The 14,187-nt window shown below is 62.5% G+C and carries 18 protein-coding genes; 9 read left to right on the forward strand and 9 right to left on the reverse strand.

Going from position 1 to position 14,187, the window contains the following annotated elements; genetic code table 11:
- Positions 1-492, forward strand: coding sequence for a DUF4376 domain-containing protein (locus DK26_RS15070; RefSeq protein WP_066473996.1), 492 nt, complete (start codon positions 1-3; stop codon positions 490-492).
- An 8-nt stretch (positions 493-500) separates the two neighbouring features.
- Here the strand turns inward: DK26_RS15070 and DK26_RS15075 are convergent, their stop codons facing one another.
- Complete coding sequence (locus DK26_RS15075) at positions 501-704, reverse strand: hypothetical protein (RefSeq protein WP_066474002.1); 204 nt, start codon at positions 702-704, stop codon at positions 501-503.
- 137 nt (positions 705-841) lie between these two features.
- Here DK26_RS15075 and DK26_RS28570 point away from each other — a divergent pair, with 137 nt between their 5' ends.
- The 4 genes from DK26_RS28570 (at position 842) to DK26_RS15095 (ending at position 3,189) form a co-directional block, all read left to right on the forward strand.
- Positions 842-1,582, forward strand: a complete 741-nt coding sequence (locus tag DK26_RS28570) for an N-acetylmuramoyl-L-alanine amidase (RefSeq protein WP_184231621.1) — start codon at positions 842-844, stop codon at positions 1,580-1,582.
- 302 nt (positions 1,583-1,884) lie between these two features.
- The gene (locus tag DK26_RS15085; protein ID WP_157089671.1) at positions 1,885-2,337 is read left to right on the forward strand and encodes a hypothetical protein; all 453 of its coding nucleotides are present in this window, start codon (positions 1,885-1,887) and stop codon (positions 2,335-2,337) included.
- A gap of 52 nt (positions 2,338-2,389) precedes the next feature.
- Complete coding sequence (locus tag DK26_RS15090) at positions 2,390-2,710, forward strand: hypothetical protein (RefSeq protein WP_066474008.1); 321 nt, start codon at positions 2,390-2,392, stop codon at positions 2,708-2,710.
- A complete protein-coding gene (locus DK26_RS15095) occupies positions 2,710-3,189 on the forward strand; it encodes a hypothetical protein (RefSeq protein WP_066474011.1) in 480 nt (159 codons plus the stop codon). The genes DK26_RS15090 and DK26_RS15095 overlap by 1 nt, the downstream gene beginning before the upstream one ends.
- A 252-nt stretch (positions 3,190-3,441) precedes the next feature.
- Here the strand turns inward: DK26_RS15095 and DK26_RS15100 are convergent, their stop codons facing one another.
- Positions 3,442-3,747 carry a DUF982 domain-containing protein gene (locus DK26_RS15100; RefSeq protein ID WP_066474014.1) on the reverse strand — a complete coding sequence of 102 codons (306 nt, stop codon included), beginning with the start codon at positions 3,745-3,747 and terminating at the stop codon, positions 3,442-3,444.
- 517 nt (positions 3,748-4,264) lie between these two features.
- Positions 4,265-5,308 (reverse strand): RhuM family protein, encoded by a 1,044-nt coding sequence (gene rhuM / locus DK26_RS15105; RefSeq protein WP_066474016.1) that lies wholly within the window; start codon positions 5,306-5,308, stop codon positions 4,265-4,267.
- A gap of 401 nt (positions 5,309-5,709) precedes the next feature.
- Between rhuM and DK26_RS15110 the strand changes: the two genes are divergently transcribed.
- A complete protein-coding gene (locus DK26_RS15110) occupies positions 5,710-5,967 on the forward strand; it encodes a hypothetical protein (RefSeq protein ID WP_066474019.1) in 258 nt (85 codons plus the stop codon).
- A 364-nt stretch (positions 5,968-6,331) separates the two neighbouring features.
- Here the strand turns inward: DK26_RS15110 and DK26_RS15115 are convergent, their stop codons facing one another.
- Positions 6,332-6,559, reverse strand: a complete 228-nt coding sequence (locus DK26_RS15115; RefSeq protein ID WP_066474027.1) for a hypothetical protein — start codon at positions 6,557-6,559, stop codon at positions 6,332-6,334.
- A gap of 868 nt (positions 6,560-7,427) precedes the next feature.
- On the opposite strand from DK26_RS15115, the gene DK26_RS15125 reads away from it, so the two are divergent.
- The gene (locus tag DK26_RS15125) at positions 7,428-7,766 is read left to right on the forward strand and encodes a Nif11-like leader peptide family natural product precursor (protein ID WP_066474032.1); all 339 of its coding nucleotides are present in this window, start codon (positions 7,428-7,430) and stop codon (positions 7,764-7,766) included.
- 371 nt (positions 7,767-8,137) lie between these two features.
- Here the strand turns inward: DK26_RS15125 and DK26_RS15130 are convergent, their stop codons facing one another.
- From DK26_RS15130 to DK26_RS15150, 5 genes are all read right to left on the reverse strand, one after another.
- The gene (locus tag DK26_RS15130) at positions 8,138-8,389 is read right to left on the reverse strand and encodes a hypothetical protein (RefSeq protein WP_066474034.1); all 252 of its coding nucleotides are present in this window, start codon (positions 8,387-8,389) and stop codon (positions 8,138-8,140) included.
- A gap of 201 nt (positions 8,390-8,590) precedes the next feature.
- Complete coding sequence (locus DK26_RS15135) at positions 8,591-9,016, reverse strand: hypothetical protein (protein WP_066474037.1); 426 nt, start codon at positions 9,014-9,016, stop codon at positions 8,591-8,593.
- A 708-nt stretch (positions 9,017-9,724) separates the two neighbouring features.
- A complete protein-coding gene (locus DK26_RS15140) occupies positions 9,725-10,291 on the reverse strand; it encodes a general stress protein (protein ID WP_066474039.1) in 567 nt (188 codons plus the stop codon).
- 36 nt (positions 10,292-10,327) lie between these two features.
- Complete coding sequence (locus DK26_RS15145) at positions 10,328-10,621, reverse strand: PepSY domain-containing protein (RefSeq protein WP_066474042.1); 294 nt, start codon at positions 10,619-10,621, stop codon at positions 10,328-10,330.
- 112 nt (positions 10,622-10,733) lie between these two features.
- Positions 10,734-11,855 (reverse strand): PHB depolymerase family esterase, encoded by a 1,122-nt coding sequence (locus tag DK26_RS15150; RefSeq protein WP_066474045.1) that lies wholly within the window; start codon positions 11,853-11,855, stop codon positions 10,734-10,736.
- A gap of 367 nt (positions 11,856-12,222) precedes the next feature.
- Here DK26_RS15150 and DK26_RS15155 point away from each other — a divergent pair, with 367 nt between their 5' ends.
- Positions 12,223-13,128: a hypothetical protein gene (locus DK26_RS15155; RefSeq protein ID WP_066474049.1), complete on the forward strand. Its 906-nt coding sequence runs from the start codon at positions 12,223-12,225 to the stop codon at positions 13,126-13,128.
- Between the two features lie 39 nt (positions 13,129-13,167).
- On the forward strand, positions 13,168-13,674 hold the full coding sequence (locus DK26_RS15160) for a ferritin-like domain-containing protein (protein WP_066474051.1): 507 nt from the start codon (positions 13,168-13,170) through the stop codon (positions 13,672-13,674).
- The last annotated feature ends 513 nt before the right edge of the window (positions 13,675-14,187 follow it).

Consider the following 14,187-nt stretch of genomic DNA (forward strand, 5'->3'; position numbering starts at 1 on the left):
ATGACCACGCAGAAAGCACTTGGCCAGAGCTTCGCCCGCGAGATCGAGGCCGCCGGCCTGATGGGCCTGCCCTGGTCCTACGAGCCCAATGGCACCATCACAGGCCGCGAGAACCTGTCGCCGGAGCAGGACTCAGTCCTCCAGGCGACAATCGACGCTCACGACCCGGTGCGGTCTGGGCTGATCGATTATGCCCGTGAGCGTCGCTGGCAAGTCGAGGTCGGCGGCATCGTCGTGGGGGGCGTGCCCATCGCGACCGACCAGGAGAGCCAGGGAAAGATCCTTGGTGCTTATGTCGCCGCCTCGCGAAACCCGGACTGGACCACGCTATGGGACAGTGTCCATCCGCTGGATGCTGCAACGATGCTGGCGATCGGCGACGCTGTGCAATCGCACATCAATGCGAGCTTTACGGTGCGTGGGGACGTGCTCGCCGCCATCGCCGCAGGCACGATCACGACCCGCGAAGAGATCGACGCAGCGTTCGCCTAGCGCTCAGATCAGCGGCTGATGAAGCCCGTAACGACCAGGAAGGCATAGCCGCCCGCGAGCAAGAGCCCCCAACGCAGCAAGCGAAGGAGCTTTCCCGCCCATGGATGGCGAAGCGCGGCCTTCGCGAAGGCGACGATCCCCCAGGGGATTCCACCGATAACGGTCCCGGCGACGACGAATAGTTCGGTAGTACCGAGACCAAGAAGGCGCATCGGGGATATCTCCGGCCCGCACAACCGTGTGCGACCTAGGCTTCGTATGCGGCCAGTCGCCGCCCCGCATCTCCCAAATGGGGTGCGTCATCCTCGTCGCCGCCTTCGGGCGGCTTTTTCATGTCTGGAGTAAGCTCATGAACCTCCGCGAGGTGCAAGCCGCGCTGCTTTTGCTCGCCATCAGCGTCGGGCCGACCGGCGCCGATGGCAGGCCCGGCCCTGGCGCGAAAGCCGGGATTGAAGTGTTCCAGCAGCGCTACGGCCTCTTCGTCGACGGCATCGCCGGTCGGCAGACCATCGCCGCGCTGAAGCAGGCGATCACCGCGCCGAAGCCCGGCCGGCCGGAGCCCGACAAGAGCGCGATGGCCGTGCCTGCGCTGTCCCTCTACCGACTGGGCGGCGTGGCGGCGCCGCCTCCGAACGTCGCGAGCCTGCAGCTGCTGGCGACGGCGCGCGCGATCGACGAGATTATCTGGCACTGCGCCGCGACGCGCGAGGGGCAGAACTTCACCGTCGCGGACATCCGCGCCTGGCACAAGCAGCGCGGCTTCTCCGATGTCGGCTACCATTACATCATCTACCGCGATGGCCGGATCATGCTCGGACGGCCTATCGGTCAGCAGGGCGCGCACTGCGCCGATGCGGGCAAGAACCGCGGCACGATCGGCTGCTGCTACATCGGCGGCGTCGCCGCGGACGGCAAGACGCCGAAGGACACCCGCACGCCGGCGCAGCGTGCCTCGATGCTCTGGCTGACGCAGCAGCTGATGGCCCAGCATCGCGGCATCAAGCGCGTGACCGGCCATAACGATTACACGAACGCGAAAGCTTGCCCGTCCTTCAAGGTCGGCAAGGACGAGATCGGGCGGCTGATGTGATCAGTTCACGGCCTAATCGTCGTTGTCGGCGCGGATATGCGCCGGAAACGCATCCACGCTCACTTCAGCGAGTTTTGCGGCCTCCGCTGAAGACAACCTTTTAGCCTTCCTATCAGTTCGCTTCTTCAGGGTTACGGCCCGCAGTGTAGTCCGCCGCTGATAATAGGCGGTCGAGCGCATTCTTATTGTCATTTGGCCCTCTCACCCCCGGGGGCACTTTATCCTGCCGACGGTCTCTTGTCGTTAGCATTCGACGCCCCCTGAACTGCCGGCTTCCGCCCATCACCATCATGGAGATCATCATGAAGCTGTTCGCCTATCTGGGCGCGCTGGCGCTCGCCTGCGTCGTCGTTATGCTCGCCGCGGTAGCCGCCGAGGCGCAGACCCTGAGCGATTCCCTGCTCGGCGTTTTCCGTCCCTACCTCATCGAGCTCGCGGGCATCTTCGTCGCCGCGCTCGCTGCTTGGCTGTTCAAGCTGATCCGCGAGAAGCTCGGCCTCGACATCGAGGCGCGCCATCGCGAGGCCTTCCAGACCGCGCTGACGCAGGCGGCCGGCATGCTGATCTCGCGGCTCGGCTCGGCAGGCATGGCCATTCGCCTCCCCGCCGACAGCCCGGGCATCGGTGACGGCGTAACCTATGTGCAGCAGGCAGTTCCCGACGCCGTCGCGCGGTTCGGGCTCGATCCGGACGCCATCGCCGAGAAGCTCACCGCCAAGATCGGTGTCGTTGCCGCGGCCGCCACGGCGCGCTGATCAATCCTCCTGGCCGGAGCCTGAGCCTATGCCTGAAAGAATGCCTCCGGCCATGCTCCCGGGCGATACTGTCCTGTGGTCGGCCGACATCCAGCGAATGATCACCGCGGCAGCTCTCGAGGCTGCGAAGGCCGTCCGGGATGACGCCATCAAGGCGGACGATGTCGAGGACATGGTCGAAGCAGGGATTCAGCGCTTCCTCGACAGGGTCGGGATCGATGACATCCCAGCCTTCCGAAAGGACCTCTCCGCGATGCGCGCGGCGCGCGAGACGCGCGAGGCGCTGATCAGTCACGGGCTCAAGGCGGTCGTGACCGTTCTGCTTGGTGGCATCTGCACGGCTATCTGGCTCGCGATCAAGGGAGCGAAGTGATGCTGTCAGCGAAGACGGTTGCTGCGGTCGGGGTGTGGGCTCCGGCCGGCGCCATCGGCACCGCGCTCTTCCTCTATGGAACGCCAATGCTCGAGGCGCGGTTTGCGCCTGTGCTCACAGAGCAGCGTGTCGAGTTCGACGGTGAGGACCGAACGCCCGGCCGGATGTGCTGGACGTGGCACTGGGTCAAGGCGCGCTATGCCCAGCCGGTGGTGGTGTCTTGGTCGATCACCGTCGACGGCACGGCGGTCGAATTCCCAGCTATCACGGAGCGCCAGCGTGACGGCGCCGTGCTGCGAACGCCACAAGCCAGCGCGCTCGGTCCTGGCCGCAACGATCTCTGCGTGATCATCCCCCGCGACCTCGATCGCGTCCCCGGCCTAGTGATCCGCGGCCAGATCAACTACCGCATGCCGCACGGGCTCTGGACCATCTGGCAGGAGCTGCCGGTCGTGCGCGTGCCGCCGCTGCCTTCCTGAATGGCGTGGTACTGCGGCGCTTCGCCGCCGGCGCCACTTTCGCGGTTGAGGTGACGCAAGGGTTTTGACGTAGGCGCCCTGGTGAATTCGCCACTCAGGAGGCCAAAATCTGGACCCCGCTGATCGTCACCGCCGGGATGTTAGGCGTCGCAGCAGTGACTTGGTGGGCCTCAAGGCGTTGGCCTCTCTAGGCTCGGATTTGCTTCCCGTTCGTGCGCCCTGTCCCGATCGCAGCGGGGCCGGGCCTCTCCGTTAGCGGGCGCCGTGCGAGTTTCCGCGCCGGCTGGTGATGAAAGCGGCGGCATCGGGCGCGAGGATGTCGCGTCTTTCCGCCCATGAAGCGAAGAGCCCCCGCGCCGTCTCAGTTTCGATGTCGCCACGGACGGCTGCCAGACAGCCCTTAAGCGCCAGCGAATGCACTGCGTCGCGCTTCGAAGCCGGCCAATCGGACAGGAACATGTATGCCTCCATCGCCGATGAGACCGCGGTGGGAACACCGAACCGGGTCAGGATGACGACGGGACGCTCGAATTGATCTGTCGGGGCTGCCAAAGCCATATCCTCCTAGAGCAACATGGGTTCAGAGCCATAGCGGAGCAGGAGCTACACGCTGCAGCGCAGATAGATTTATTGCGCAAGGCGCTTGCTTCAAGGGTGAAGTAGGCGGGCGTTGTGCGTCCAGCTATGTGCCTCTTTCCTTTCGGCTCTGAGTGGCTCTTGGGCCGCTCGGTTTGATGCCTCCCTATTGAACTGGCCCCGCTGGCTCGCGCCGGCGGGGCCTTTTTTCGTTTCGATCATCCAGCCGGGCGGAATCTCAGCGCCGCGGCACTTCGTCGAATGTCAGATGAATGTGGGCTTCCTTGAAGTTTCCTTCGGTGTCTGCGAGCCACCGTACCTGGCGTACGCCGAGGTTCGAAGTCCCGCCGCGGTGATCAAAGCTCACAACGTCTCCTACTGCCGGAATAGCAGGCCAATCGGCCTCCTTCCCGTCGGGAGAAAACTCTTCGCTAAATAAAACTACCTTCATTATTCATCCCTCAGAATATGAGCCTAGCTTGCAGGAATTCGAAGGTCGCTAGTCTTGCGCACTCGGACTCGGCAGCCCTGCGCGGTAGATGGCGAGTTGAGATCGCACATGGGCGTCTGCCACTGCTCGTGTGATGCCCGCGCCATAGCCGGGGAAGGTTGGATACTCGTTCACGGCGATTAGTTCATCGAGCTTGCTGAGGAGCCTCGCCATAGAAACCGTCTTTCCTCGCTGCGCCATGCTCTCGGCGTAAAGCAGCCACTGCTCGCCTAGGATCTCCATGGCGCGAAGTTCGTCCGCTTCGAGGTAGTTCTTCGCGACCTTGGCTTCTTCGAAGGTCGGGGAACGGTTGCTGGCGCCCTTCATGCCCAAGTTCGGCTTCGTGCCATCGCAACGAGCATGGACGATCTGGGCGGCCGTCTGCTCGGACGCTGCGAAATGAAACCGGTCTTGAGACTGGGCAAAGAACTGCCGCGCTATCGGGTCATCCTTGTCGTAGTCTAGGGAGCAGAGCACGAACGTTTCTCGGACTTGCTGGTAGAGATTCCTTTCCGACGTCCTGATGGCCCGCACTTCTTGGGCCAAGCGAAGGAGCGCGGCCGGGTCGCTATGCAGCCGCTTCCCGTTGAGGGCGTAACCGTCGACGAGATAGCTCTTGAGAATGCCGTTGGCCCACGCCCGAAACTCGGCAGCCCTTGTTCCGCTGACGCGGTAGCCGACAATGAAGATGACATCTAAACTGTAGTGGCTGATTTCTCGTCGGACTGCGCGTCCGCCCTCCGATCGAACTAATGCAATTTTTGCATGAGTTGCGTCGGTCTCCGGCAACTCATTGTGTTCAAAGATATTCTTGATGTGGCGGGCGATCACGGATTGATCGACGCCGAAGAGCTGAGACATTTGCTCCTGCGTCGCCCATATCGTTTCCTGGGTAACGTCTATCGGAAGATCGATTTCTCTCCCGTCTGCCTTGTACTTTCCGAAAAGATCGAACTGGGTGGTGACGGCCTGAACCGCTTTCGTCACCGTTCTCTTCGCCGAGGCAATGCCATCGGCTAGCCGCTGGCGGAACGGCTTCTTCTCATCAGTCATGTCATTCTCTGTCGTCGGCGCCTCGCCTGTTGATAAGGCGACGGGCGCATGGCTGGGGCGACGGCAAGAGGCTGGACAGGACTCACTCAGAATCTTAGGTCTGAGGTGCTGAGAGTGATGGCCAGCATTCTTGCCGGTCCGTCGTCGGAGGCCGTCGGGAAACCGACGGCCTTTCCGATTCAAGACAGTGCCATTTTATGGTCTAGCAGGGCCGCTACGCAACGACGTTCCAGCTTTGTTCATCGCGCGACGGCATGGCGTCCACAGCGAACTGCAATCTATGCGTGCCTCGCGTGCGATCCCGCCCGGTCTCGCTCACGCGGGGGGGGCGGGCCCTTTTCTGCGTCGATAGGATCGATTATTTTTCCTCCCCAAGGGAGGGTGAGATGCCATTTCGATCCTTGACCGACCCGGTCGATCTGGCCCACGCAATCGCAGCCGTCGAGGAAGTCTGGGCTGAGATCCGATCGACTTCATATGCGCTTCTCGGCACCGAGGAGCAGGAACGGGAGCGGCTGAAGTTCATCGTCGCGAGCCTTGTTCCGATGGCTCTGGACGAGAAAGAACTGGTGGCACGAGCCGTGGAACGCTTCATCGGCAATGCCCGAAAGAACAGCGTTTCGGCGGGGCGCGAGGACGAGGAACCGCTCGCCCCATAGTGCGTTTGATGATGGCGCTCACTCGCTGAGCGCTCGCCCCCGCCGTTCCTGAGAGCCGCGGATGTACCGGTCACCGGGTGCGCGGAAGGTTCTGGCGTCGCTTATTGGAGTGGCGGCCATGGATGAAGCTCGTATCAAAGCCATTGCACGCGCGCTTTGTCGTTCTGCGCGGATCGATCCCGACGCTATTCTAGATGCGGAGCCTAGGCTGGGGTTAATGTCGCCAGCCATGGAACCGATACCCGCTTGGGAGCGGTTCCGATCTGCAGCCGAGAATTACTGCCAAACGCGGCAAGACCTCCGGGCAGATGAGGAGTCCGCTGGGCGGGGATTGAAAAGCACGATGGCCGGCTAGTATTGCCGGTCAGCCGTCGCTGTCGGACGCGTCCGCGTTCGCCGTCACGGGATCGACCTTCTGGCGCGCGTCATACGCTTCCATTGCTGCTGAAAAAGCCTGGGAGGTCAGGGCGTCCACTGAGCCGGGCTCCGCGTTCGCCAACCTTTTCACCTCCCGCCGAGCAGCGTCGTACTCGGCGGAGGTATTGATGATGACTGTCGGCTGTTCCGGGCTATGACGCGTCGGCAAGGTCATTTTCCCCCTTCGTCCGGGGATCCTACCGCTTGTGCCGGACCGGGGCCACCAGCCGTAGCAGCGCTGCCGCGCTACCCGACGCCGCAGGACAGGAAGCAAATGCTGACGATTACGAAGAGCATGGTGAGGAACCAGAGCGCCGTCGGTGAGGACAACAGCGGCGCCTTGGAATCGGGTTTGGTCATTCTCGCTAACGTTCCCTTGCCCTTGGATTGACGGTCGGTAATCGCTCTTGATGAAGGAGCATTGCACCGGCGAGGCGGTTTCTCGCTAGATCGGCCTCTGGCGGGGGCCGGTTACGTCGGTCGCTTTTTGCCCTGGAGGTGGGGCGACGGCGGACTGACTTGCCCGCTACCCGCGAGGGAAGCGGGTTTTTCTATCAGTGACGCGAGATGAAATTCAGCACTTCAGCTTCCAGTTCAGCGATCAATTCTTCGTACGCTATGTGCCGATCGCTGTTATCGGATGCCGCGCGCAAGCAATGATCAAGGCCCGCCCAAGCGACCTCGTAGTCTTCACACAGATCGAGAAAACTCTCCCTTGTCGAGTCGGCCAAAGCGCGACGATACGCAGGCATGCGAAGCATTAGGCGCTGCCTTCCCCGCTCGCGAAGTGCTGCCCTCTGGCGCTCATCATTCCAAGCCATACACTGATGCTGCCGCGGTATCGCCCTCAGTCAATTGTCCTGAGGGGAGTCGGCGCAGTGCCTCTTAGGGCGTTGACCTCTGAACGGCGGATCTCGACAGGCGGTGTACCTTGATCTGCAAGTTTCTTGTAAGTTCGACCTCCGAAGTTGCACGTTCAAAACGACAGACGTCACCTTCAATCTCGAAGGTGCTTCGCGTCGCGATCAACAGGCGAGCGTGAAATGAGCATCTCCGAGATCGATCGCTTTCGCGCTGAATTAAAGTCCGATCGCGCACTGCGCGCGGAGGCCGAGTCCTATCGGGCGGCGAAGGCTACGTCGCCCGAGGACGTGGTCGCATTCGCTGCAGCCAGAGGCTACGACTTCGACGCAGGCGAATTGGCGGAGTTTGATAACCACGAACGCAGCAGGGAACTGTCCGAGGCCGAACTCTACGCTTTCTCGGGAAATGGCGTCGACAGTGAACCTGACGAGTGGCCACCGGCAACGGCGGAGTGGGTTTTAGATGCTGGCCTAAGCCTAGCGGTATTCTCCTTCCTGCCGCGAGACCCGGGGCACTAGACCCGGTTTGGCGCGGCTGCGTGCGACGTAGCCCCTCCAGGTCGTAACGTGCCTGCTAACAGCGAGAGGGGCGGGCTTTGCTAATTGGAGCCGGGCACTTCGACTTGCCGCGCTTCTATTATCGCTTGATATTTTGCGCGCAGATTCGGTGCTCATGTCGGGCGCGACCAGTTGCTCAAGCGCCGCCTCCGCGCTTCAGGATGGAACCTAGCGGTTGCGAGGGGTACATTTGGTCCGGTTGAATGGGCCGGTTCTCACCACCAGCGGAAGCATGTGCTGCACCGCGCGCGTTCGCGGGGAGAGGGGGCAAAGCTAAATACTATGACCGGACAAAAACGACGCAGCGAACCTATGGCACCGTGGTGAGGGGATCAAAGGCAGCGCGTGACAACGGTGCCCGTTGAGGCAATTTCGAAGCGGCACTCGTCTAGGTAAGTCACCGGCGTTCCATCCTCTAGCGCATAGCTTGTGACGTTGAGGTTCGGGAAGACCAGCCAGACGATGACAGCGTAGCGGTTGCCGTCCTCGTCCTGGCAGAGTTCGCGATAGAGCTCGAGTGGGGTCGGAACTGTGAGGTTGGCAGTCTTGTCGCTGGGCGGTGCTTGGTTGGTCTGGGCACGCATGATTCCCTCCAACATTGAGCAACGAGCGAGAAGCTAGGCCGTTCCATGTCTTGCTGATCACATTTTCCAGTCCCGGCACGCTGGTCCGCCCCCGAATGTTAAAGCGCCAGAGTTCTTGAGAGCAGCGGACAGTGAGTTTGGCTAGGCGTCCTGCCTCGCCACCGCGGTCTACCGGCTGGTTTCAACGTGGCGCCGAGCCGATCAGTTGGAGGGCGCGGCAAGGCCAGCCTTGTTGGCCGTCTCTCCTGAAACTGGCTCGGAGCTTGCGAGGCGTAATGCGGCCGCGACCAGGTCGGCTGGCGGCATGGTGTCGTGCTGAAGATGCTGCTCAACGTAGCTGCGGCTCTCGCCGACCATGTTGGCGAGGTCTGCCACCCAGTCTTGACCCGCAAATCGTCTCGCCATCCATAATGCGAATCCCGATCCCGTTTCGCGAGCCAGCACTTCGGATGTGCTGCGTTCGCCAGCCGCCTCGCCTCCATCTAAACGGTCCCAGTCGTCAGCCGCGCCCAAAAGCGCCCTGAGCTCGCTGGTGTCCAGGACGGTCGCGGGGCTCCTGGTACTCAGCTGCTGAATGCGGATGATCGCCTTCTCATAATCGTTTTGCGTACGGAATATGGTCGCCATGGCTTTCCTCCTCTCGGCACTACCAACGGCCGAAGGATTGGTTCCTTGCTTCGTTGCGGCTATTGCGGCTGCAAGGACTTGGCGTGTTTCATGTCTGAAGCGTATCCACCCATTCTAGGTTCACTTAACCAATTTGGGTTGCGCCAATTGCCGCGGCAGCTTGCCTCCGGGCGTGACGGCTTCCCCTAACTGATCACCACTCGGGTTCGAGCCGGCCGATCTTCGAATGACCGCGGGCTGTAGCCCGATCATGTCAGCGCCCCGGCGAGCGACGCGGGGCCAGATCTTGGCTGTTCCCAGGTTGCCCTGGTTGCGAGCTGCTCTGGCGAGGTGCCGGCGGTGTAGCAACCAGCGCCGGCCTCGGCCTCTTGGCCACGCATCGCGCAACAAATTGGCCCATAGCTGACGCCTGGAGCGTCCGCTTTCCGGCATTTCAGCTTAGCGTCTGAAATTGGCCCTTTCCGGGCCCTCGGAGCGCCCACTTCTGAGCGGCTCAGTTCGGCCATTATGGCCCGCTCAAAACCTCACGGTGCCCAACATCCAGCAGGACCTACAATCCAAATTGCCGAATTGAATAGCACCTCGCCCGCGGAAAGCTGATCTTCAACGCGCCGTACAGCCCGCTGGCGGAATTTCGATAGAATAGGCCTCCGAGATACTCTCGGAGGCCTGATCAACAACCGGTCCCAGTCAAGAACTCCAGCGGCCCTAGTCAACCGGGAACTGCGGGCGCCCAGCTGACGGCGCCGCGCTGCTGTAGGGCGGGGCCTTGGCGTCGAACTCCGTCCAGCCTTCCGCGCGATAACTGGCGAGCCGGGCATCGCGGTCGATCGGCGTGGCGTCGTCCATGATCGCCTCGACCGTGCCGGCGTGCTCCTCGGGAGCTTTCACCGAGACTGCCGTGCCGCCGCGACGAACCGTCTCGGCGTGGTAGTTCGCATCGCCCTCGCTGAGACCCGCACTGGTGAACGAGCCGACCAGTCCGCCAGCCGCCGCGCCCGCGACCGCGCCAGCGGCCGTAGCTGCAAGCCAGCCTGCGGCGACGACCGGGCCGACTCCGGGGATGGCGAGCATGCCGAGGCCTGCCAGTAGGCCAGCCGCGCCGCCCACGCCAGCTCCGATGCCAGCACCTTCAGCCGCGTTATTGTCATTGGCGCGGTCGTCCTTGCCGACGACGCTGATATCGGAATCCGATATTCCAGCCGCTTCGAGATTTTCGACCACGACAGCGGCGGTTTCGTAATCTTCATAGGATCGGGTGATCGTGCGGGTCATCTGATTTTCCATATGTCCGAGGTAGGTGGGCAGCGTTCAGTTGCGAACGACGTTACCCCGATAGTCGACGGAGACGTTGACCTTGGCGCCGGCGCTCATCGCCGAGCCCTTCCAGACACCGTTGTCGTCCTTCTTCAACTCGCTCACCTCGGTGTAGCCGTTTGCTTCGAGGCGGCTCTTGGCTTGTCCTTCGGTGAAGCTGTTGGCGCCGGGCAGCGGAGCGTTGGCGTCAACCGGCGAAGTCGGCGTCGTAGCAGTCGTCGGCGTCTGGGCCATGCCGGCAAACGGCACCATCGCCGCGACTAGCGCGGTCGTGAGCAGCTTTTTCATATGTGGGGTTCCTGGAGCGGCTAAGTCCGCTCATAGGAATTCAACGGATGGCAGCTCACGAAGTTCCCGCTTCTCGAGGATAGTTGCCGCAAGCGATATTCGATTTTGTCCGCTAGCGCATGAGACCTGCTGCCCGTAATGCGTCCTCGATTATCTTGCCGACGCTGGAGGCCGATCCTCGTATCCGCGAGGGAGCGGTAGGTGATTCTCTGCCGATACGATCCGGCGTGGTCTCGGGGGTCGTTTCGACGTGAGCCGACAAGGCGAGCTCAGATCCCGCTTCAGTCAACTGCCAGAACCGCGCGATATGGCGGGTGGACGAGATCCCGGCGTCGAGCATGAACGCCCCTGGGGTGCCGATATCGTCGGCGCCGCTGAGCGGCGTGCCGTGCGCCATGCCGGCAATGCTAAAAGCCTCGATCTTCGCGACGCCAGTGTCGTCGCGCCAAATCGTCCGGGAATGAGGGCCGACGGCGCTCTTCTCGGGCTCCACAGTCTTCAGCCCGTGCAGGCCACGCCACTGTGCGACGATGGCGTCCATGTTGCTGTGAGCGACCGTTCGGTCGGCACTGCCATGCCAGAGCGAGAGGGTCGGCCACACTCCCCGATGAGCAGAAGCTTTGCGGATACGCGCTTCGAGTTCGCGTTCGGAGGGCAATCCATGCCCGCGCATACGATCGAATGCTTCCGGGATCGATGCCGCGCAGCCATAGGGAAGCCCGGCAATGATCGCGCCACCGGCAAAGAGTTCGGGATAGGTAGCGAGCATAACCGAGGTCATGGCGCCTCCTGCCGAAAGTCCGGTGACGAAGACCCGTTCCCGATCGAGCCCGTGATGCTCGATCATCCTGCGAACCATCTGTGCGATCGAAAGCGCCTCGCCGGAGTCCCGCTTGATGTCTTCGGGCACGAACCAGTTGAAGCAGAGGTTCGGATTGTTGGCCCGCTGCTGCTCGGGATAAAGCAGGGCGAAGCCATGTCGGTCCGCGAGCTGAGACCAGCCCGCGCCATTGTCATAGCCGGCCGCCGTCTGCTTACAGCCATGGAGCACGACGACGAGCGGCGCATCCGCTGGCAGCCGTTGCGGCACATAGCAATAGCCGTGAAGCGCGCCGGGGTTGGCACCGAAATCGCCAAGCGGGGACAGTCGGGACGGCTGAGCCGCCGCGCCAGTCAATGGAAACTTGCCCTTGGCTGCTTTCAGGCGGGCGATCGTATCGGAGAGGCTGCGCATCGCGGCTGTCCTTTGCGGGTCATGCCGAGATGGCGCTGACGAGGATCCAACTGCCTCGCATCGGTTATGTTGCAATGCACAATGAAATGAGTTGGCACTTCTGTTTCAGAAGGGATCGACCGCGCAGTCTGGGATGAAATCCGGGCACCCGAATCGATCCATACACTCGGCGAGAGCGACGCAACTCGCGTCCATAGTCGCATGCTCGCCTACGAATGACACCATTCCAGTCGCTCCCCAGCTGCGATGGGCGGCTATTCGCCGTGTCACGGAACAGATCGGCTCGTACCAAGTTGGGCTGAGATCGGACGGGCATGGGGCAGTCCGCAATGCGCCGCGCAGGCGGTGCCCTTAAAGTGCAATCCACATGACAGACTATCCCTCCCGTGGCCTTGCCGACGGCACGACCGCGCTCGCGTCCTCCGCTGTGTCTTGGAGCGCTGTATTGGGAGGTGCCGTCGTCAGCGCGTCCATCTCCCTGATGCTCCTCTCAGCCGGCGCCGGGCTTGGCTTCACCTCAGTTTCGCCCTGGTCTAATGCGGGCGTCGCCGCCACGACATTCGGCATTGCGGCCCTGATCTGGCTGGCACTGGTTCACCTTATTGCGGCTGGCGCTGGAGGCTATCTCGCCGGGCGGCTCCGCACCAAGCGCGTTGGCCTCCACACCGACGAGGTTGCGTTCCGCGATACGGCACACGGCTTTATGACCTGGGCTGTCAGCGCCATCGTCACGGCAGTGCTGCTGGCTTGTACCGCCTTTATGATCATTGGCGGCACTGCCCGGCTCGGCGCTACTGCGGCATCTGGGGTCGCTTCGTCCGTCTCCGGCATAGTGAGCCAGGCAGCCGGCAGTGTTGACCTGTCCAATCTGGACCCCTCCGCGTACCTGACGGACTCCCTGTTCCGCACCGACCGCCCAGCCTCGGCATCAACTGATACCGGCCCGGCCCGCGCCGAGGTCGGCCGGATCGTCGCAATGAGCATTCGCAACGGTGAGATGGCGCCAGCGGACAAGGCCTACGTCGCGAGCGTGATTTCGATCCAGACGGGCATCAGCCCGCCCGACGCTGAAAAGCGCATCAACGACGCCATAGCTAAGACGAAAGAGGCCGCCGCCAAGGCCGAGCAGACCGCTCGCGAGACGGCGGATGTTGCCCGCAAGGGAGCTGCCTCCTTCGCCCTGGCGACCTTCATCGCGATGCTGATCGGCGCGCTGGCTTCGAGCTATGGCGCGACTGTCGGCGGCCGTGCCCGCGACAAGGTCGAGGACTGATCACCACGCCTACCCTCAAAAAAACCCGGAGAGACCAACATGGCCACGACTGCACCCAAAGCCCTCGACGACATGTTCTTAGACACGCTCAAGGACGTCTACTACGCCGAAAAGCAGATTCTGAAGGCTCTGCCCAAAATGGCGAAGGCAGCCAAGTCGCCGGAACTGAAGAAGGCCTTCGAAACTCACAAGATGGAGACCGAGGGGCATGTCGAGCGCCTGACCGATGTCTTCGAATTGATCGGCAAGGCACCACGAGCCAAGACCTGCGACGCCATCCTGGGCATCCTCGACGAGGGGAAAACCGTAATGGAAGACTACGCAGATAGCCCGGCTCTTGATGCCGGCCTCATTGCCTCAGCGCAGGCGGTCGAGCACTACGAGATTTCGCGATACGGCACCCTGAAGGCCTGGGCAATCCAGCTCGGTCATAAAGACGCGGCCAAGCTGCTCGACGAGACGTTGGCCGAGGAGACTAAGACCGACAAAGCGCTGTCGCAGCTCGGCGGGCCCGCCAACTCGGCGGCGGTGGCAAAGGCAGCCTGAAGCATCGATCCACTTCATTGGGCTCGGCTCGCTCGCGCGGTCCGGGCCTTTTTTTGCTCTTCTGCCCCCAATCGGGAGGTGACACGATCATTATGCGCGTCACGCTGACCGCGGGAGGCTGTGATGGCAATCGCGTGTTTCAGCATCGCTATAGCGGTGTTCGGCGTTGTCGCCCTCGGCGCGATCGAGGCTGGCGCGGCACTCTGACTGTTCTCGTTCCTTGGGCTGCGGCTCAGCAAGCGAGCGCTCACTGGCGCCTGATCGGGTTCACAACGCTAGCCGCGACACCTGCATGCTAGTGCACCTGCGCCTCTCCGTTTGCGCGGGCGCCCATGTACCGGGCCAAACAATCGCCTCGCGGCCTGTTTCGAAGCGCGCTTCCTCCGCGGAACTTCCTGTTGCTTCCACCGTTGCAAGCTGATCGCCATTCTCGGCGCGGCAACGGAGGTCCTCATGAACGGCATCATCTACATCATAGGCCTTGTCGTGGTCGTCCTGGCGATTTTGTCCTTC

Origin of the sequence: Allobosea sp. WAO (assembly GCF_001509835.1) — a bacterium.
Classification (GTDB): Bacteria; Pseudomonadota; Alphaproteobacteria; order Rhizobiales; family Beijerinckiaceae; genus Allobosea.